This window comes from Lysinibacillus sp. 54212, assembly GCF_036662795.1.
Classification (GTDB): Bacteria; Bacillota; Bacilli; order Bacillales_A; family Planococcaceae; genus Lysinibacillus_B.
Map to the genome: position 1 here is coordinate 252,983 of NZ_JBAFWZ010000001.1, position 21,253 is coordinate 274,235.

A 21,253-nucleotide genomic window follows, 5' to 3' on the forward strand; every position below is an offset into this window, starting at 1 on the left:
ATTCATATTTACTCCAAACTTTCTCCATACTTTCTCCATATTTAACAATTAATATAAAGGTGAAAATTGTATATTAGGAGAGAAGTATATGTGTGGTTTTATCGGATATATTAATGGACAAAATAAAATTAATCATCAACAAACAATTGAAGCTATGATGAATACAATTATTCACCGTGGTCCCGATAGTGGTGGTATTCATACTGATCATCATATTACACTCGGCTTTCGTCGACTTAGTATCATCGACTTATCTGAAACAAGCAACCAGCCATTATACAGTGAGGATGGTAATGTAGTTCTTGTATTTAATGGTGAAATATATAACTATCAATCACTATTTATAGATTTAAAGGAGAAGGGGTATCACTTCAAAACGAAATCAGATAGTGAAGTATTAATTTATGCTTACATAGAATATGGATTTGATTTTGTGAAAAAGCTTCGAGGTATGTTTGCTTTTTGTATTTGGGATAAAGCAAACAATCTTGTATATATTGCACGAGATGGTTTCGGAATTAAGCCGCTATACTACACAAATAACACTATAGATGGGACGTTCATTTTTGGCTCTGAGATCAAATCATTTTTACCTCACCCAGCTTTTATAAAAGAATTAAATAAGGACGCACTTCGACCTTACTTAACGTTCCAATACTCTACGATGAATGAAACTTTCTTTAAAGGGGTATACAAATTACCTCCCGCTCACTATATGGTTATTAAAGACGAAGCTATACAGTTAGTAAAATATTGGGATAAAAAATTCAATGCTAAAGAGAATAGCCTTGAACATAATGTAAAAGAAATTCAACAAACAATGCGTAATTCAGTAGACATGCATCAAATTAGTGACGTAAAAGTAGGATCATTTTTATCAGGTGGTATTGATTCAAGCTATATTACAGCACTTCTTCGCCCAAAAAAATCTTTTTCTGTAGGCTTTAAGGATTATGAAGAAATGTTCAATGAAACAAACCTCGCTATGGACTTATCTGAGCAGCTTGGCGTTCAAAACGAACGAAAATTTATCTGTGCAGAAGAAGTTTTTGAAGCATTACCAAACATTCAATATCATATGGATGAACCTCAATCCAACCCTTCTTCTGTTCCGCTATACTTCCTTAGTAAATTAGCAAGTCGTGACGTTACTGTTGTATTATCTGGAGAAGGAGCAGACGAAATTTTCGGTGGCTATTCTTGGTATCAAAAATCAGACCGTAGACAAAAGTACGAAAAAGTCCCTTTTACACTTCGTAAACTTATTGGCCGTATCGCAAAAGATTTACCAAAAAATACCTGTACAAATTTCCTTATAAAGGGTGGGCAAACTGTGGAAGAGCGTTTTATTGGGCATGCAATCGTATGGGATGAAGAAGATGCCCTACAAGTGCTTAAACCTGCTTACCGTCAAGGTCCATCTGTAAAAAATATCACCAAACACATTTATGATGAAATTCCTGGTGAAGATGATGTAACAAAAATGCAATACTTAGACTTGCATTTATGGATGCCTGGAGACATCTTATTAAAAGCTGACAAAATGAGTATGGCACACTCAATCGAGCTCCGAGTGCCTTTTTTAGATAAAGAAGTGATGGAGGTTGCTAAAAGTATTCCGACTAAATATCGTATAAATGGTACTCAAAAAAGTGACACAAAATATGCCCTACGACAAGCTGCGTTGAATGAACTCCCTGAAGATTGGGCAAAACGAACGAAACTTGGATTTCCGGTCCCTATTCGTCACTGGCTACGTCACGAAAAGTATTACAATTTTGTAAAAGAAACCTTTCAAAAAGAGTATGTTAATGAATTTTTTAATCAAGACGACCTTATATACTACTTAGATCTCCATTATCACAATAAAGCAAATAAGGCGCGTCATATTTGGACAGTTTATATCTTTTGTATTTGGTATGAGCAATTCTTTGCTGAAAATATTAACAAGGAATATAATTAATGGTAAATCACTTCCGTAAAGTGAGGCAAAGAAATGCTATTTTTAAACAGCAAAACCAATTATCCATTTTTTTATTTTCTTTTGGAACAAAACATTGTACTCGTGTATGAATTCAAAACCCAAAATTATATAACACAGCTAGACTTTATCAATTTAATCTCACTATATGAAATACATACTGAAGATGAGTTTGATCAGTTTAATCATGAAAATTATAATCCAATGGCTGGAGGGGTTTATTTAGAGCTAGAGGATACTAATCAAATGGTAGCTGAAATCAACAACAAAATTCAAAAACAACGTGCAAATTTCCAATCCCTTCAACAAGGACCGATTCACCTTGTGATGTCAGAATCAGCAGCAGGATCTTTACGCGTAGGGCTACCTAGACCTAAGACAGTTATTGGTATACCAGATTCCTTTGACAGTGGTCCGTTGTGGCAGCTCGATAAAAAAACAGGTTTAATGTTACGAAATGAATGGCTATATGACCATATCAATGACGAGCAAGAGGACGGAGAATATTTAAATCGTTTCAACAGAGCATTACGTCAAATGGAGGATATTTCAACAAACGTCCCAATCTTTATTTGGTATAGCGATAATGAGGATGAACAGGTAGGTTTTCGCTTTATTCTCTACTTATTAAAGGAAAAGGGAAATGATATTTTTCTAATGAATACTACGGAACTTTATAGGGAAGTAGGGCAGCCTATTTTCCATACAAGTCAAATGGATTCCGACAATCTAAGACTACTTTTTGAAAACAACTCCAGGTGCAAACCATTATCAGAAAAACAATTACTTCGATTTCATGCAGAATGGGAGGAGCTTGCCGAAACAGATGGACTCCTACGTATATGGGATGGCGGTAATATACAGCATGTATCAGAGAATTATTATGACTCATATATCATTGAATCAGTCAAAAAGCTCCATAAGAAACAAGGACAGCTAGATTGGATTAGGACTGCAAAGCTCCTTGAAGAACTGCTGCAAGATATGAAAATATCTAAAAATATTTTCTATTTAGAATACCGAATCAGGCATTTAATCAATAATGGACTTCTAGAGTTAAAAGGAATACCAAAATCAATGAGACACTATAGTATAAAGCTTCGGTGAATTGATTTAGTTATAGATGCCTCTAATACGCTGACTTTGGCGGTAATCCACTCAAATGATGATGTTACTGCGAGAAATATTTGAGTGAATTGTTGAAAAATTCACATTGCTGTGATACAATCTATCTAATTTAATAGTCTTATCAAGAGAAGCTGAGGGACTTGGCCCTTTGACGCTTCAGCAACCTCTAACCGTGTTAGAAAGGTGCTACTTCCAGCAAGGTATTTCCTTGAAAGATAAGAGCGAGTAACGTTAAACCTCTCATTCTTATACTGGAATGAGAGGTTTTTTAATGGTTAGCTTTGTATATTTGATAGACGAGAAATGGGGGATCAGCATTGCCAATCAATATTCCGAAGCAATTACCGGCTGGCGAGCATTTACGACAAGAGAAAATTTTCGTGATGGAGGAGGACCGCGCGAAAACACAGCAAATTCGTCCACTAAATATATTAGTGTGCAACTTAATGCCAGAAAAAGAGAAAACGGAGTTGCAATTATTACGGTTATTAGGAAATACACCACTGCAAGTCAATATTACTTTTTTAAATACAGCTACATATGAATCAAAAAATGTATCTAAATCTCATCTGGAGCTTTTCTATAAAACATTCGATGAAATAAAACATCGTCGCTTCGATGGCATGATTATTACTGGAGCACCCGTAGAGCGGATGGAGTTTGAAGAAGTATTATACTGGCAAGAAATCACAACGATTATGGATTGGGCTAAAGTAAACGTAACGTCTATTATGTATATTTGTTGGGGAGCTCAGGCAGCGTTATACCATCAGTTCAATATTGGTAAATACGAGCTACCGAAAAAATGCTCTGGTGTTTATTCTCACGTTATTACCGATTTAACTGTAGATTTAGTCCGAGGATTTAGTGATGAATACGTAGCTCCGCATTCTCGTCATACATCGGTTTCTATTGATGAGGTTCGTGCGCATCCAGACTTACACTTATTAAGCTATTCTGACGATGCAGGCGTGTTTATTGTTCAGTCGAAGGATAATAAGCATATTATGATTACCGGACATTTAGAATATGATGCTACTACGTTGCGTGATGAGTATGAGCGAGATATTGCAAAGACAGATAATGTGGAAATGCCTGTGAACTATTTCCCAAATAATGACCCAGCACAAGAGCCAAAAAACACATGGCGTGCTCATTCACACTTGCTGTTCTACAACTGGTTAAACTACTATGTATATCAAGAAACACCATATAAATGGGATTTTGTTGAAGAAAATATTGAATTTCATATTTAAGAAATACCGCATGGCAGAAAGATATGTCATGCGGTTTTAATCCTTTTTACAAGCAGTATAACGAAGGTTACTATTAAAATAACAAAGGATGATGTATATGTTTCCAATCTTAGAGACAGAAAGACTTTTGCTGAGAGAAATCACAGAGCACGACACACAAGTAATTTTTAACCTCTTTTCCAATGATGCTATTACACGATTTTATGGCCAGGATAATTTAACACTTATAGAGCAAGCCGAGCAATTTGTTCACTTTTTCGCTAAGAGCTACAAGGAGAAGCGCGGTATGAGATGGGGGATAGAATTAAAGGGACAAAAAGGCATAATCGGTACTATAGGCTATAATCATTATTCCCCGAAGCACAAAAGAGCTGAAATAGGCTATGAATTACATCCAGATTATTGGGGATACGGCTACGCTAAGGAGGCTGTATTAAAGGCTATCTCATATGGATTTAGCGAATTAGGCTTAACAAGAATAGGAGCTATTGTATTTCTTGAAAATGATAGCTCTAACCATTTATTAAAATCCATTGGTTTTCAACAAGAGGGTATATTAAAAGCATATATGTATCAGAACGGCCAAGCTTATGACACTTACATTTATTCATTGTTAAATGAGAATTAACGAAAGGAAAATCCAATGACCACTTCATTTTTAATTATTCTTCCTATTGTTTTTACGATTTTTATCGTTGCTTCCTGTTTTGCATTTTACAAGTTTCGTCATTTTTTCTCACGAGGTCAATAAAACAAGGTAGCACTCACATATTGTGGGGGCTACCTTGTTTTAAACTAATTTAGAGAGTAAATCTTGAGAAGGTGCAGCGTCTAGATCACCATTGTTTGCTGCCTTCCCCAATAATCTTAGGAAGGTCTGTTTCATCTCTGTATTTAACGCCTCTAAATCAAACACATCAAACTTGCATTTTGAGAGAGGTATCGTTTCGGATTCACTAAATCCATCCTTATAAAATAGATTCCAAGTAATGTACTCACCGTCATCATCAATTCCAATCGAGCACGTGAGCAAAAAGTTTTCAGCAGTTGCCTCTGCTACAACTTCCTCATAAAAATCCTCATCTTCTAATAGCGCATGTAAATTGTCAAAAGCTTTGGATGTTACAATCGTTATCATCACGTCAACTCCTCTGTTACCATACTTAATTATAAGCAGAGCTTTCCTTACCCGTCAAAGCAAAGAATAGCTTTTCATTAATTTTCAGCGCCCATTGAACAATCGGTCCGAGTCCAAAAGACATAATAACTGTACCAACCCCAATCGGACCACCTAGTAAGAAACCAATAATTGCTACGAGAACTTCCATTGTCGTTCGTGCCTGACCAACACTCCAGCCAAGCTTATGTGAAAGTAGTAGCATTAAAGCATCACGTGGTCCTACACCGAGGTTTGCCACAATATACATCCCACAGCCAAAACCTAGCAACAATAAGCCAATACAAAATGACAGTAATTGTGGGAGGAATCCCGTAAAAGGGGGTAAGATAGCATTAAAAATATCAATAAAAATGCCCGCTAAAAACATATCAAGAAATGTGCCGATTTTCGGTAATCGTTTCATGAATAAGGAGTCAATAGCTAAAATGATCAGTCCGATAATGATAGACCATGTGCCAATTGTTAAGCCAAACGTATCTGCAAGACCAATATGAAGTACATCCCAAGAGCCTACACCAATTGATTTCGCTTTAATTGTTAGTGTAATACCAAAGGATAAAATAACAATCCCTAATAAAAAAAATGTACTGCGCCAATAAATATGTCTTTCCATGCATGTATCCCTCTATCTCTGTTGTAGAAATAATTCTAAGCTGTCACAATTTATTATAGCTAAGGACAGAGCCAAACCGCATTTTTCTGCCAATTCCCAAAATAAAGACTTTATAAGCTACAAAGTCAAAAAATCCCCACTAGAATGAATTCTAGTAGGGGAGTTTAGCTAAAGTTTATATTGTTTTACTAAAATATCTAATTCTGTGGCCAATGAGGCGAGCTGTTCTGTTCCTCTTGACACTTCTTTGATTAATTCACTTGATTGGATAGCAGTTGCAGCTGTTTCTTGCACCCCTGCTGATGCTTGTTCGGTAATGACTGTTACTTCTTGAATAGAAGCATGGATTTCTTGACCTTCATCTGCCATTCCATGTACATTGAGCAACATATTTTCGACATGTGTAGCAACTCCCTGCATCGCTGTATTAATAGAGTTAAAGGTTGCTGTAGTTTGCTGTAATTGGCTAGATCCTTGTTGTACCTTCAAGAACCCCGCCTCAAGCGATAGATTAACATTTGAAGAATCCCGTTGAATCGTGCTAACAATCATTGTTATTTCATCTACGGATTTGGCAACTTGTTCAGCAAGTTTTCGAACTTCTTCTGCTACAACAGCGAACCCTTTTCCATGTTCACCTGCACGAGCAGCTTCAATCGATGCATTTAATGCTAACAGATTCGTTTGATCAGCAACATCTTTAATAATCGATACAAAGGATGAAATATCCTGAGCTTTAGCATCTAAATCTTTCATTTTCTCCATTGAGTTTTGTACAATTTCATAGATAGATTGCATTTGGTCATTAGAGTGAGTAATTAACAATCTTCCCTCATGTGATAGGGCAACAACTTCGGCTGTTCCTTGCTGTAATTCGGTTGCACTCTTACTTGTATCTTGAAGTTTTGCCGCATAGTCATTCATTATCGTTGATAACTCTGTTGTTGCTAGTATTTGTTTTTCTGTTCCTGTTGCCAGCTCTTCCATCGTATTTGCTATTTGTGTAGCACCTGAAGCAACTTCCTGTGATGCATAGGATAATTCTTCACTGAATGAGGAAACCTCTGTTGCAGATTCCGCTACTTCAGTGAATGTTTGATGTAGGTTCTTTTGGAAATGCTGCATATTTTCAATCAAGTCACCCACTTCATCCTTAGGCTTCTTAAGTTCCAATCGATTACGTAGATCACCTGTTGCTAAAATAGACATTTGTTGTGAAACAGCCTTAATTGGTTTGGAAATAGAACGACTAAATAGTAAAGAAATAATCACTACAACAATTATCGTAGCAAGTAGAACAGTAGTAGCGATTATAAGAGTTTGTCTTTTCGTAACGGCTATAACCGATATGTCTTGACTAGCTTGTATAATTCCGATAATTTTCGTGTTTGTCGGATCATACATCGGCATATACGTTTCAATTATTGAATCATTGTCCAAGCGAACCTTATCGCCTTTCTGAATTGAAGCCAGCAGTGTATCATTTTGTAGTATTTGACCGATATTCGTTTTTTCAGAAGAAACGACAACAGTTCTTTCTTCATTATATAAATCTATGCCAATATCCGGTAGTAAAGCTTGTAGTTCACCTAAAAAAGTATCATCTAAGCCCGTTTGTAGCGTTCCAATAATTTGACCATTCTGAACTAGAGGAACAAATGCACGAACCGATAGCCCACTACTACCAAACTCAAAGCCAGCACTCGTATTTCCTTTCAAAGTAGACTGAATTGCTGGTAAATCCGTTTTACTGTCACCATATGTATCCGGTTTATGGCTACGGAATATAACAATTCCATTAGGATCTCCGACTTCAAATACCGTCACACCATGCTCTGTTTGTAATCGCTGAAAAATAGGGATTAAAGCTTCTTCAATTTTATTACGATCACCAGAAGAGAATGCACTTAGTACGCCTTCATCTTCAGCATAGAGCTTTGAAAGGCTTAAAAGTTTGTCTGCGGTTGCTTCAAAATGAGTTTCTACTGTATGTTCGATTTCGATTTGCTGATTTTCACTCATATCATTCAAACTTTTTGTTGAGGTGAAAAATAATATCGTAACTGTTGTTATTAACGCAAGAATCGTTAACGATAAAAATACAGCTAATAGCTTTTTATTTAGTGTGTTAAATTGCATATGTTCTCCTTTCTACACATTCTATTCCAATATAACATAAAAATAGTTCGATTCGTCTATAGGTTTTGCGGGTTAAGGGTATAAAAGCACAAAAAAGCGTGGACTAGAAAGTAATATCTCTCTGGTTCACGCTATATTTTTGTCGTTGTTTATTTAGAAATGATGCACTCAAAACAAGTATGTCTGCTTTTCACACTGCCCGTTTATATTCATAAGTTAACTCATCTAACCTCTTATTTACTGTTACATATAAATCGTGCTCATTGAAAAACCACTCATCCGCTTTTTCTATATAAAAATGGATGCCTTCGATCACTGCTTCTACACCCATTTCATGTGGCATTTCACGATTCATCCCGATTGAAAAACCTTCATGGAAAGGGGAGGAGCCACCGTACCGTGCATAAAAACGAATATGGTCTCCTTGTTTAACTTCCATTTCGTCTTTAAACCAATGTAGTGCCTCATTTGTTACGATTATATTCATCCTGTTATCACCTCATGTATTATTATGCCATAACAATCTAATAAATATAAAAAAAGCCCTCTAATATAGAGAGCTTAAATCCACTTAACTTTTGGTTCAGTGCCTGCTTTAATACGTTTAATATTTTCTCGGTGGCGATAAAAAATAAAAGTAAATAGGAATGCTACTAAAATAAATAATGCCCAGTCTTCTTTAAAGAATCCATAAACTATACTATAAATTAGGGCTACTGATGCAGCAATCATCGATGTTAAACTTACAATCTTCGTAACTTTTAAAGAGAGAAAGAATGTAAAAAATAGTACAACAAAAAGTGGCCACGAATATCCTAATAACACACCTGCACTTGTTGCAACTGCTTTTCCTCCACGGAATCCTGCAAAAATCGGGAACATATGACCAACTACTGAAACGATCCCTAAAATTAGTGGATGAATTGTCGAATCTGCGAAAAACGGCATAAGTGGAAGTAATACGGCTGCTGTTCCTTTAAATACATCAATAATTGTTACAACAATACCTGCTTTTTTCCCTAAAATTCGGAATGTATTCGTCGCACCCAAATTTCCGCTACCATGTTGACGAATATCTGTCTTGTAAAACCATTTGCCAATCCATAAACCAGATGGAATAGACCCGATTACATAAGCACAAATAAGTATCAAAGTATTTGTCACAAGTTGTGCTCCTTTCAAAAATCAAAATTATTAGTTGGTACTAATAGGTTGTGATAACATTTTACACTTTTTTGATGTGGAAGGGAACAATTTGTACTACTTTTTATTTTTTTAGAAGGAATTCCTATCCATTTTCGTGAATACCAATAGAGCGTGAACTTTTAAACAACACATTTAAATGATACAATAAATGTCTAAAACCACTGTTAGACAATATTGACAGTGAATGCTACGATCAGTACGATGGAATAGCAACAGAACGTTTGTTTGTTTTTTGGAGGGGAATATATTTGGCAAAACAACAGCCTGGGATCGCATATAATGACGATGCCATTCAAGTATTAGAAGGATTAGAAGCAGTTCGAAAAAGACCTGGGATGTATATTGGTTCCACTGATGGTCGAGGCCTTCATCACTTAGTGTATGAGATTGTTGATAATGCAGTTGATGAAGCACTAGCCGGATTTGGTTCACATATTGTCGTAACAATTCATGAAGACCAAAGCTTAAGTGTACGTGATTTCGGACGTGGTATGCCTACAGGTATGCATAAAATGGGGAAGCCTACACCCGAAATTATCTTTACAGTCTTACATGCAGGTGGAAAATTTGGACAAGGTGGCTATAAAACAAGTGGAGGACTTCACGGTGTAGGTTCCTCCGTAGTGAATGCTCTGTCAACATATTTAGAGGTAACGATTCATCGCGATGGACAAATTCACCGTCAACGATTTGAACAAGGCGGAAAGCCAGTATCATCTCTTGAAATCATTGGCAAAACAAAGGAAACAGGAACACTTGTTCATTTCCTTCCCGATGCTTCAATCTTCTCTGTCACTAAATTTAATTATGATACGTTAGCTGAACGTTTACGAGAGTCTGCGTTTTTACTAAAAGGATTAAAAATCGAATTAATTGATAAGCGTGGCGAAGGTCAACATAATGTTTTCCATTATGAAAACGGCATTGAGGCATTTGTATCGTACTTAAACGAAGAAAAGGACGTACTGCATCCAGTAAAATACGTAGAAGGCACTCAACAAGAAATCGAAGTGGAATTTGCTTTCCAATTTAACGATGGCTATTCCGAGACAATCCTATCGTTCGTTAATAATGTTCGTACACGTGATGGTGGGACACATGAAACGGGTGCAAAAACAGCCTTGACACGCGTCTTTAATGATTATGCACGAAAAATTGGCCTCCTGAAGGAAAAGGATAAAAATTTAGAAGGTGCAGATATTCGCGAAGGCTTATCTGCCATTGTTTCAGTTCGTATCCCTGAGTACCTACTTCAGTTTGAAGGACAAACAAAAGGGAAGCTAGGAACAAGTGAAGCACGTTCTGCTGTAGATTTAGTTGTATCTGAGAAGCTCCTATATGTGCTCGAGGAAAATGCTGAGCTATCCGCTTCACTTGTTCGTAAAGCAATTCGTGCACAGCAGGTTCGTGAGGCAGCTCGAAAAGCGCGTGAAGATGCACGTAATGGGAAAAAGAATAAAAAGGCAAATACTCTTCTATCAGGTAAGCTAACACCCGCACAATCTAAAAATGCTTCAAGAAATGAACTTTATTTAGTAGAGGGTGACTCTGCAGGTGGTTCAGCTAAGCAAGGGCGTGATCGAAGCTTCCAGGCGATTCTACCACTGCGCGGAAAAGTTATTAATACAGAAAAAGCAAAGCTGCAGGATATTATGAAAAATGAAGAAATCGCTACAATCATTCATGCAATTGGAGCAGGTGTTGGAGCTGATTTTTCTGTTGAAGATTCCGCTTACGATAAAGTTGTCATAATGACCGATGCTGATACTGACGGTGCACATATTCAAGTACTCCTACTTACATTCTTCTATCGCTATATGCGTCCTTTAGTAGAGGCAGGAAAAGTTTATATTGCTCTTCCGCCTCTGTATAAAGTATCTAAAGGTAGCGGTAAAAAAGAAGTGCTCGAATATGCTTGGACAGAAAACGAATTACAAGCAGCAATCAAAAACATTGGCAAAGGCTATGTGATTCAACGCTATAAAGGTCTTGGTGAGATGAATGCGGATCAGCTATGGGATACAACGATGAATCCTGAGACGCGAACGCTAATCCGTGTCACGATTGAAGATGGAGCTCGTGCTGAACGACGAGTAACAACATTAATGGGCGATAAAGTAGAACCTCGTCGTAAATGGATAGAAGCCAATGTAAACTTCGGTATGGAGGATGAAGCCAATATTTTAGAAAATGAATTCATCCATCAAGAGGAGGAATAACAAATGACGAGTGAACGTTTTCAAGATTTACCATTAGAAGAAGTTATGGGTGACCGATTTGGTCGCTATTCAAAATATATTATTCAAGACCGCGCACTACCTGATGCACGAGACGGTTTAAAGCCAGTACAAAGACGTATATTATACGCGATGTTTTCAGATAACAATACACATGATAAACCATTTCGTAAATCTGCCAAAACAGTCGGAAATGTAATCGGTAACTATCATCCACATGGTGATTCATCCGTTTATGAAGCGATGGTTCGTATGAGTCAGGATTGGAAAGCGCGCCATATGCTAATCGAAATGCATGGTAATAACGGTTCTGTAGATGGCGATCCAGCTGCTGCGATGCGTTATACAGAAGCCAGATTATCGGCTATTGCTGCTGAAATGCTACGTGATATCGGAAAGCGTACCGTAGAATTTGTACCAAATTTTGACGATCAGGATGTTGAGCCAACTGTTTTACCTGCACGATTCCCTAATTTACTTGTGAATGGCTCTACCGGAATTTCTGCAGGCTATGCAACAGATATTCCGCCACATAACTTAACAGAATCTTTAGATGCCGTATTAATGAGATTGGACAAACCACAAGCATCAGTGGACGAGCTCATGACAGTATTAAAGGGCCCTGATTTCCCAACTGGAGGAATAATTCAGGGGGTAGACGGGATTAAAAAAGCTTATGAAACTGGTCGTGGGAAAATCATTGTTCGAGCAAAAGCTGAAATTGAAGCGATTAAAGGGAGTAAGGAGCAAATTGTTGTACACGAGCTTCCTTATGACGTAAATAAAGCGAACCTTATTAAAAAAATTGATGAGCAACGTGTTGATAGACGCTTAGAGGGAATTGCAGAAGTACGAGATGAATCTGATCGAACAGGGCTTCGTATTGTGATAGAAATGAAAAAAGATGTTCAGGCACATGGTATCTTAAATTATTTATATAAAACGACAGACCTGCAAGTAACGTATAACTTTAACATGATTGCCATTCATAATCGTCGCCCAACAATGATGACCCTACCTCTGCTTTTAGATGCGTATATTGCGCATCAAAAGGAAGTCGTCACAAAGCGTTCGGAATACGACTTAATGAAAGCAAAAGACCGCTTACATATTGTTGAAGGACTTATGAAGGCTTTATCCATTTTAGATGAAGTCATCGCAACAATTCGTGCTTCTCAGGATAAACGCGATGCAAAAAATAATTTAATTACGAAGTTTCAGTTTACAGAAGTCCAATCAGAAGCAATCGTTAGCTTACAACTATACCGTTTAACAAACACTGATATTACAGAGCTTCGAGCAGAGCAGGATGAACTATCGAAGCTAATTGAACAGCTAACAGCAATATTAAATGACGAGAAAAAGCTTGTGAAAGTGATAAAACAAGAACTATCGGATATCAAAAAACGCTTTAGCGAGCCACGTCGTTCGCAAATTCAAGCTGAAATTGAGGAAATCAAGCTAACATTAGATGTGCTTGTTCCGAGTGAGGAAGTCGTCGTGACCGTTACAAAGGATGGCTACGTGAAACGAACGAGCCTTCGTTCACATAGTGCATCTAACGGTAAAGATTTCGCTATGAAGGAATCGGATTACTTACTATATGAGGAAAACATAAATACACAGCACCATTTGTTAATATTTACGACTAAAGGGAACTATATTTATCAACCAGTGCATGAGTTACCAGATATTCGTTGGAAGGATCTCGGCCAGCATATATCAAGTATTGTACCACTCGATGCCGAAGAAGAAATTGTATCGGTTATCGGTATAGAAAAATTTGAACAAGATAATGTTTACGTCTTTACAGCGACAAAAGACGGACAAATTAAACGTTCAGCACTATCTGATTATGCTGTTACACGTTATTCGAAACCAATTAAGACAATGAATTTGAAGGGTGACGATGTAATGATTCTTGCTTCACTCGTCACACCTGAGCAAGAACTATTACTAACGACTAATACAAGCTATAGTATTCGTTTCCCAATGGAAGAACTTCCTGTTACTGGCGTTAAAACAGGTGGAGTTAAAGGCGTACAATTAAAAAATGACGAGTATTTGGCCTCTGCTAATGTGTTAAAGCCTGGAGCAGAGCAGGATATCGTTATCGTTACGCAGCGCGGCGCTGTCAAACGTATGAGCTTATCAGAAATTGACCTTGGCAATCGAGCAAAGCGCGGTGTAGTAACCTTAAAAGAATTAAAATCTAATCCTCATCGCGTATATGCAATAGTTGTCGTGACTGTTTCTGACACGGTCCTACTTGAGACAGAGAAGGGCGTACAGGAGGAAATTGCTGTCGTAAACCTATCTCGAGCAGATCGATACTCAAACGGCTCCCTACGCATTGATACCGCTTCTGACGGCGCACTTGCCCGTGTAACTAGAGTAAAAAAATAATCCACATTAAAGGTAATCTCGGAAGATGAGATTACCTTTTTTTCGATTACTAAATTATAGCTACCTAAAGTCGTATTGACTTCCTAACGTAATTTCGTTACACTGCAGTTATTTCGTATATCTAAATAAAGGACGGAATTTATGTGGCAGAATCGAAATGTTTGGATCATTTTAATAGGGGAATTTGTGGTGGGGCTCGGTTTATGGGCTGGTATAATTGGAAACCTTGCTTTTATGCAGGAAATCATTCCTTCAGACTTTAAAAAATCAATCCTACTTGCTATTGGTATGCTTGCTGGGGTAATCGTTGGCCCATTAGCAGGAAGGTTGATAGATAGCAGCAAAAAGAAAAATGTTCTAATCTGGGCAAGTATCGGAAGAATCATTAGTGTATGTATTATGTTTGTTGCACTAGCAACTGACTCTGTCATTTGGATGCTTTTATTTTTAATCAGCTTACAAATAGCAGCTTCTTTCTTTATGCCTGCATTACAAGCAGTAATTCCAATGATAGTGAAAGAAAAGGATTTAATGGAGTTAAATGGCTGGCATATGAATGTCCGTACCGTTTCAAGGATTGTCGGAACAGCGGTCGCTGGGCTGATGCTAACATATTTAGATGTAAAATGGCTTTATATTGCTTCCTTAATCATGTACATTATGATGTTATTCGTTGTACTTGTATTCAAGCTTGAAGAAACAATTGAACAACCAGCCGTTAGACAAAAAGGGCAGGGGAGCTTTAAGGAAGTCCTTCCTATGTTAAAGGAACAGCCAGTCGTGTTAATGACGCTTGTACTAATGATTATTCCAATCTTATTTTTAGGCTCGTTTAATCTAGTCATTATGAAATTAACTGAAATTCATCAATCCACTAGTTTATCTGGTTTGATTTATACAGCTGAAGGTATAGCCTTTATGCTTGGAGCCTACGCAGTGAAATACTTACAAGCGGCAGTAAAAACTGGAACTATGCTCTTTGCAATAGCGTTTATATTGGGGGCATTAGAATTATCGTTGTATTTTGCAGATGTAAAATTACTTGCTATATTAACCTTTGCAATCTTTGGCTTTTCTGTTGGATGTTTTTTCCCATTAACGATGACAATTTTTCAAAAGCAAGTACCAAAAGGCTTCCATGGCCGATTCTTCTCCTTTCGTAACATGTTAGATCAAATGCTATTCCAAGTAATTTTATTATCTACCGGAGCGCTTTTAGATTTAATTGGTTTACAAGCAATGGGTATTGTTTTTGGTTTATTTAGCTTAAGCTTAACAGCATATTTCTATATTCTTATGAAGCGTAAAAATATTACAATGTCCATATAAAATAGGATGTACGAAGCGAAATTTAATCGTTTCGTACATCCTTTTTATATTTTTTAATTTCTTTATCCATCGATTCTCGCTTCGTTTTTGTTTTGCGCTCATGTGTAGAAAAGTCCGCTACACCGCGTTGTATTGTTACATCTTTTTGTTGATTTCGTAATAGTTTCATCCGCTTCTTTTTTGCATCAGAATTAGACATGGAATCACCTCAATATATACTGTACATGAAATTTTAGCAAAAGAGTAGGGGAGTCTAAAAGAAAAAGCCCCTGACCGAAGTCAGAAGCTTTTAACCCATTAGTGTGAAACGTCTTGTACAGAAATACCAGTTTGTGCTTTAACATCAACTTCACGGTAAACTGCTGGATTTTCTTCTTTAGATAGTAAGCTTCCAATCCAACCACCGATAAAGCCAAGTGGAACTGAAATTAACGCTGGGTTTGTTAAATCGATTAATGGATCACCAACGAAAATTGCCTTTCCTGCAACTGGGTTCCAAACGTTTGGAGAAACAGCTACTAGAACTAATGCAGAAATTAAACCAGTTAACATTGCAGTTACAGCACCAGTAGTGTTAAAGCGTTTCCAGTAGATTGTGTAAATAATTACTGGTAAGTTAGCAGATGCGGCAATACAAAATGCTAGCGATACTAGGAACGCAACGTTTAATGTTTGAGCACCTAATGCTAAAAGGATCGAAACAACAGAGATAATGATCGAACCGATACGAGCAGCCATAACTTGCTCTTTCTCTGAAACTTGTCCTTTTTTAATAATTTGACCATAAATATCATGTGATAGGGCAGATGCACCCGAAAGTACTAAACCTGCTACTACTGCTAAAATTGTCGCGAATGCTACAGCACATACGAACGAGAATAGAATGTCGCCACCAAGTGCCTCCGCTAAAAGTGGGGCAGCCATGTTACCTGCAGGGTTCGCAGCGATAATTTTTTCTTCTCCTACGAATGCAGCTGCACCGAAGCCTAAGAAGATTGTTAATACATAGAATAATCCTACAATCCAAGTAGCCCAAATTACAGAAGAACGTGCAGTTTTTGCGTCTTTTACTGTGAAGAAACGCATTAAGATATGCGGTAGACCCGCAGTACCAAGTACTAATGCAATTAGCATTGAAATTGTATCAATACCGTCTGTGTAACGTAAACCAGGATTTAAGTAAGCTTCTCCATTTTTAGTTACAGTGCTCATTTGCTCGAACATTGTTAAAATGTTGAAGTTGAATTTTGCTAATACTAAGAATGAGATAATAACAGTACCTAACATTAATAAACATGCTTTAATAATTTGAACCCATGATGTTGCTGTCATACCACCGAATAATACATACACTGTCATCATCACACCAACAAGTAGTACCGCTACCCAATATTCAATTCCTAAAAGTAATTGAATAAGTGCACCCGCACCAACTAATTGTGCGATCATATAGAATAAAACAATTGTAATTGTACTTAATGCTGCCGTACCACGAACCTTTGCTTTATCAAAACGTGCAGTAATCATGTCTGCTAAAGTGAATTTACCAAGGTTACGTAATGGCTCTGCTACGATGTAAAGAACCACTAGGTACGCTACTAAATAACCGATAGAGAAGAAGAATCCGTCGAAACCAAATAGGGCGATCGAACCTGCAATCCCTAAGAATGAAGCAGCTGATAAATAGTCACCTGCGATAGCTAGTCCATTTTGCCAACCTGTTAAACCGCCACCAGCAGTATAGAAGTCGCTTGCAGATGATGTACGTCTAGACGCCCACCACGTAATAACAAGTGTTAAACCAACGATTGCAACGAAGAAGAAAATGGCTGTAAAGCTTAAATCATTCATGCGTCACGCCCCCCTTCATATTCTTCAATTACTGCTTTTGCTTCACGGTCAAACGTGCTTGCTTTTGCTACATATAAGTGCGCTAATCCCCATGTCATAATAAATAATCCCGCTGCATAGAACCAAACTAACGTAATGTTACCAATAGCTTTTTGATGTAAAATATCCGTATAGGATGTTAACACCGGTAATAGCATATACGCTACTAGGAAAACTACTGTGAGTGTCCAAAGAAAAGCATTCTTTTTCTTCGTCAGTTTCTTGAACGACTCAAGTTGTGCAATTTTGTCATAATCAACAACTGGTTTGTGATTATTCCCCATCAAACATACCCCCTAAATTGTGTTAAAAATTACTGCTTTGTGTACGTAAAATTCTACTTGAGATATTTTACAATTTTCATTTTATTTGAGAGTTCACACAATTGCAATAGTTTTCAAAGAAATTATGTAAAAAAAATTTTGAGAAAAATAGTTTAAACGACAATTTTTATTACATGTTATAGAAAAATAACGAGCGAACCATTCATAGGGAACCGCTGAGAACGTTGATATACCAACCTCTATTGAACTATTGATTGATAATTTATTTACATGAGCGAGAGAATAATTGCTTTTAAATAGAGGAATAAATATAGGAGAAGATTTATAAAATTAAAACGATTTTTTAAAAAATAATATAGTCTTATAAGTAATTATTTATAAGAAAAATGAAAAAGCACCAGGATAATTCATCCTGATGCTAGTAAAAAAATTAGTGTGATATATCAGAAACTGACACACCTGTATTTGCTTTAACACGGATTTCTTTGTAAATTTCTTCCGCATCTTTTTTGTTTACTTTGCTGCTTCCAATAATAGAACCTACATAACCAGCTAGGAAACCTAATGGAATCGTAATAATCGCTGGTACTGAAAGTGGAACTAGTGGATCACCAACAAAGATCGCTTTTCCTTCTACTGGATTCCATACATTTGGACCTAAAGCACCAAGCACTAAACATGAAACTAAACCTGTAACAATTGCCCATACAACACCTGTTGAGTTGAACTTTTTCCAGTAAATTGTATAGAAAATTACCGGTAAGTTTGCAGATGCACCGATACAGAATGCAAATGATACTAAGAACGATACGTTTAAGCTTTGCGCGAATAACGCTAAAATAATAGAAATAATAGCAATTGAGATTGAACCGATACGTGCAGCTAATACTTGTTGCTTCTCAGTTAATTTACCATCATTTAAAATTTCACCATAAATATCATGCGAAATTGCCGAAGCGCCAGTTAATACTAAACCAGATACTACCGCTAGAATAGTAGCAAATGCAACAGCAGCGATGAATGAAAGTAATACGTCTCCACCTAGGAATTCAGCTAACAGTGGGGCAGCTGTGTTACCAGCAGCGCTTTCTTTAATAATTTCATCGATTCCTACAAAATGCATAGCGCCAAAACCTAAGAAAATAGTTAAAGAGAAGAAGATTGCAGTAATCCAAGTTGTCCAAGTAATTGATGCGCGAGCAGTTTTTGCATCTTTAACTGTAAAGAAGCGCATTAAAATATGTGGTAAACCAGATGTACCAAGTACAAGTGCCATCATCATTGAAACCGAGTCAAGCGTCGATGTATATTTGATTCCCGTATTTAAATATTCCTCACCATGATCCGTTGCAATAGTATCAAACATTTTCATTAGAGACCAATCAAATTTTGATAATACTAAAACGGCTAATAAGCCTGTACCGAATAATAAAAGACCTGCTTTAATAATTTGTACCCAAGATGTTGCTGTCATACCACCGAATAATACGTAAGTTGTCATCATTACACCTACGATTAATACAGCAAGCCAGTATTCAAGACCAAATAGAAGTTTAATAAGTGCACCAGCACCAACAAGCTGAGCAATCATATATAGAATTACAATAATAATTGTACCTGTTGCAGCTACACCGCGAACACGTTTTTCATTGAAACGAGCAGTTAACATATCAGCTAACGTATAGCGTCCTAAATTACGCATAGGTTCTGCGATTACATATAGAAGTACTAAGTTTGCTACTACATAACCTACAGAGAAGAAGAATCCATCAAATCCTGTTAGAGCAATTGCCCCGGATACTCCTAAAAATGCAGCTGCCGATAAATAATCCCCTGCAATTGCAAAACCATTTTGCCAGCCCTTTAATCCACCGCCAGCAGTATAGAAATCACTAGCACTTGAAGTTCTTTTTGCTGCAATATAAGTAATAACTAGAGTTAAAGCAACGATTCCAAAGAAGAAACCACCTGTTGTCCAATTCATTATTTCCCACCATCTCTTTCATATTCAGCTAAAACATCCTCTACACCTTTATCAAATGAAGGTGCTTTAATTGTGTACACAATCGCTAATATTACTGTCATTAAAAATAATGCCGCTGAGTACACCCATACACCCGTAATATTACCAAACCATTTCTGTTGTAATACAGATTGGAAAGCTAGGATCGGTAATAAGATGTAAAATGTCAAGAATGCAATAGCAGTACCGAATAGGAACGTTTGCTTTTTCTTAACAAACTTGTTGAACGACTCCATTTGGTCGATCTTTGCATAATCAATATTTTTTTGATTACTGTTGTTTGAAGTTTTTACTTCCGCCACTATAATTCCCCCTAATGAATTATTATTCTGTTTTAAACGGTTTATTTCTGTTTGCCTCCCGTTATAAGTCCTTATTGTAGGAGAGAAATCTTTATAATGCAATACTAAATTTTCAGAATTAAAGTACAGAATATTAAATTCAGATAAATCTAATTGTATAGAATTATCAAGTACTAAGTAGAAAATACGAGTACAAAACAGAATCGTCACACCAAAAGGAATAATATTATCGATATAATTAATCAGAAAAAAATAAACGCAAAACAGAATAAAATTGCACGATGTAGAAATTAATGTTTCGTTAGTCTAAAATAACATTTACACAGAAAAAGAGGTCTAACAACTAATTTGTTATATAACAATTTCAGTTTTTGTACTTTTTTGATATTGAAATGAAATAAAAAATAATTTTCTTGACAATCTATTTTTATCTAAAACGAACATAAATCAACTAAAAAATGGAATGAACTCCTCTAGTTAATAATTGAAAGATACTAATTTAACTGAAAATTGATATGAGAAAAGACGGAGAGTAATCAACGCGAGCACCTAGTAATCGTGATTCCTTGCGAGAGTATTACATTCTTCTGTATATTTTATAAGTATCGAATAATGAACAATAGAAAAGAGGGCTTTGCATTGAAATATCTTATATTTGATTTTGATGGTACACTAGCTGATTCGACCCAACTATTTATGAAAGCATGGAATACATTCTCAGACAAATATCAATACACTCCCGTGAACTCAGAAGATTTATTGCTATCGAGAAATTTAACAATCCAGCAGCGAGCAAAGAAGTATCATTTTCCGATGCATAAGCTTCCCGTAATCCTACCTAAGATGTATCGTTTCTTTAAAGATCACGTCCATGAAGTGAAGCTATTCAATGGTATAAAGGAAATGTTGGATACCCTTGCAGACAACGGTTTCACCATTATTATTCTTTCATCCAATGCTAAAGAAAATATAGAATTGCTCCTGCAGCAAGAACAAGTAACTAGTGTTTCGCAAATTCTCACTTCTAGTAAATTATTCGGTAAGGATACAGTACTCAAAAAATATATGAAAAAACAGCAAGTTCTACCTGAAGAAATCCTCTATATTGGAGATGAGGTAAGAGATTTACTCTCATGTAATAAAGTTGGAGTACCATTTATGTGGGTGAGTTGGGGACTAGATGGGTTAGATTTAATTCAAAAAGAAAACCCTAAATATATCGCACATACACCAATAGAAATAATAAATACAATATTAAAACCAGTGTAAATTGAAAGTC

General features: G+C 36.6%; 18 protein-coding genes and 1 riboswitch. Of the genes, 8 read left to right on the forward strand and 10 right to left on the reverse strand.

What is annotated here, in order from left to right:
• The first annotated feature begins 88 nt into the window (after positions 1–88).
• The 4 genes from asnB to V4T18_RS01215 all read left to right on the forward strand — a co-directional run bounded on the left by asnB (position 89) and on the right by V4T18_RS01215 (position 4,993).
• Positions 89–1,963: an asparagine synthase (glutamine-hydrolyzing) gene (gene asnB / locus V4T18_RS01200; protein WP_332645630.1), complete on the forward strand. Its 1,875-nt coding sequence runs from the start codon at positions 89–91 to the stop codon at positions 1,961–1,963.
• Positions 1,964–2,044: 81 nt separating this feature from the next.
• Entirely contained in the window at positions 2,045–3,088 is a 1,044-nt protein-coding gene (locus V4T18_RS01205) for a DUF1835 domain-containing protein (RefSeq protein WP_332645632.1), read from the forward strand.
• Between the two features lie 136 nt (positions 3,089–3,224).
• Positions 3,225–3,331, forward strand: a riboswitch (SAM riboswitch).
• Positions 3,332–3,426: 95 nt separating this feature from the next.
• The gene (gene metA, locus V4T18_RS01210; protein WP_332645634.1) at positions 3,427–4,365 is read left to right on the forward strand and encodes a homoserine O-acetyltransferase MetA; all 939 of its coding nucleotides are present in this window, start codon (positions 3,427–3,429) and stop codon (positions 4,363–4,365) included.
• Positions 4,366–4,462: 97 nt separating this feature from the next.
• Positions 4,463–4,993: a GNAT family N-acetyltransferase gene (locus V4T18_RS01215; RefSeq protein ID WP_332645636.1), complete on the forward strand. Its 531-nt coding sequence runs from the start codon at positions 4,463–4,465 to the stop codon at positions 4,991–4,993.
• Positions 4,994–5,155: 162 nt separating this feature from the next.
• On the opposite strand, the gene V4T18_RS01220 is transcribed toward V4T18_RS01215, so the two are convergent.
• The 5 genes from V4T18_RS01220 to plsY form a co-directional block, all read right to left on the reverse strand.
• On the reverse strand, positions 5,156–5,503 hold the full coding sequence (locus V4T18_RS01220; RefSeq protein ID WP_332645638.1) for a hypothetical protein: 348 nt from the start codon (positions 5,501–5,503) through the stop codon (positions 5,156–5,158).
• A gap of 25 nt (positions 5,504–5,528) precedes the next feature.
• Entirely contained in the window at positions 5,529–6,158 is a 630-nt protein-coding gene (locus V4T18_RS01225; protein ID WP_332645640.1) for a YczE/YyaS/YitT family protein, read from the reverse strand.
• A gap of 168 nt (positions 6,159–6,326) precedes the next feature.
• Positions 6,327–8,297: a methyl-accepting chemotaxis protein gene (locus V4T18_RS01230; RefSeq protein WP_332645642.1), complete on the reverse strand. Its 1,971-nt coding sequence runs from the start codon at positions 8,295–8,297 to the stop codon at positions 6,327–6,329.
• 190 nt (positions 8,298–8,487) lie between these two features.
• On the reverse strand, positions 8,488–8,784 hold the full coding sequence (locus tag V4T18_RS01235) for a HesB/YadR/YfhF family protein (RefSeq protein WP_332645645.1): 297 nt from the start codon (positions 8,782–8,784) through the stop codon (positions 8,488–8,490).
• Between the two features lie 74 nt (positions 8,785–8,858).
• Positions 8,859–9,461, reverse strand: a complete 603-nt coding sequence (gene plsY, locus V4T18_RS01240) for a glycerol-3-phosphate 1-O-acyltransferase PlsY (protein ID WP_332645647.1) — start codon at positions 9,459–9,461, stop codon at positions 8,859–8,861.
• A 290-nt stretch (positions 9,462–9,751) separates the two neighbouring features.
• Here plsY and parE point away from each other — a divergent pair, with 290 nt between their 5' ends.
• From parE to V4T18_RS01255, 3 genes are all read left to right on the forward strand, one after another.
• Complete coding sequence (parE, locus tag V4T18_RS01245; RefSeq protein ID WP_332645650.1) at positions 9,752–11,722, forward strand: DNA topoisomerase IV subunit B; 1,971 nt, start codon at positions 9,752–9,754, stop codon at positions 11,720–11,722.
• 3 nt (positions 11,723–11,725) lie between these two features.
• Positions 11,726–14,146, forward strand: a complete 2,421-nt coding sequence (gene parC, locus V4T18_RS01250) for a DNA topoisomerase IV subunit A (RefSeq protein ID WP_332645652.1) — start codon at positions 11,726–11,728, stop codon at positions 14,144–14,146.
• 141 nt (positions 14,147–14,287) lie between these two features.
• Positions 14,288–15,475, forward strand: coding sequence for an MFS transporter (locus V4T18_RS01255; RefSeq protein WP_332645653.1), 1,188 nt, complete (start codon positions 14,288–14,290; stop codon positions 15,473–15,475).
• 22 nt (positions 15,476–15,497) lie between these two features.
• Here V4T18_RS01255 and V4T18_RS01260 read toward each other — a convergent pair whose 3' ends face one another.
• From V4T18_RS01260 to V4T18_RS01280, 5 genes are all read right to left on the reverse strand, one after another.
• Positions 15,498–15,674, reverse strand: a complete 177-nt coding sequence (locus V4T18_RS01260) for a hypothetical protein (protein ID WP_332645655.1) — start codon at positions 15,672–15,674, stop codon at positions 15,498–15,500.
• A gap of 98 nt (positions 15,675–15,772) precedes the next feature.
• Positions 15,773–17,326, reverse strand: coding sequence for a solute symporter family protein (locus tag V4T18_RS01265; protein ID WP_332645657.1), 1,554 nt, complete (start codon positions 17,324–17,326; stop codon positions 15,773–15,775).
• A complete protein-coding gene (locus V4T18_RS01270; protein WP_332645659.1) occupies positions 17,323–17,649 on the reverse strand; it encodes a DUF485 domain-containing protein in 327 nt (108 codons plus the stop codon). The genes V4T18_RS01265 and V4T18_RS01270 overlap by 4 nt, the downstream gene beginning before the upstream one ends.
• A 430-nt stretch (positions 17,650–18,079) precedes the next feature.
• Positions 18,080–19,633: a solute symporter family protein gene (locus V4T18_RS01275; protein ID WP_332645660.1), complete on the reverse strand. Its 1,554-nt coding sequence runs from the start codon at positions 19,631–19,633 to the stop codon at positions 18,080–18,082.
• Positions 19,633–19,974, reverse strand: a complete 342-nt coding sequence (locus tag V4T18_RS01280; protein ID WP_332645662.1) for a DUF485 domain-containing protein — start codon at positions 19,972–19,974, stop codon at positions 19,633–19,635. Before V4T18_RS01280 ends, V4T18_RS01275 begins: the two co-directional genes overlap by 1 nt.
• Before the next feature lie 639 nt (positions 19,975–20,613).
• Between V4T18_RS01280 and V4T18_RS01285 the strand changes: the two genes are divergently transcribed.
• Positions 20,614–21,243 (forward strand): HAD hydrolase-like protein, encoded by a 630-nt coding sequence (locus tag V4T18_RS01285; RefSeq protein ID WP_332645664.1) that lies wholly within the window; start codon positions 20,614–20,616, stop codon positions 21,241–21,243.
• Positions 21,244–21,253: the final 10 nt, after the last annotated feature.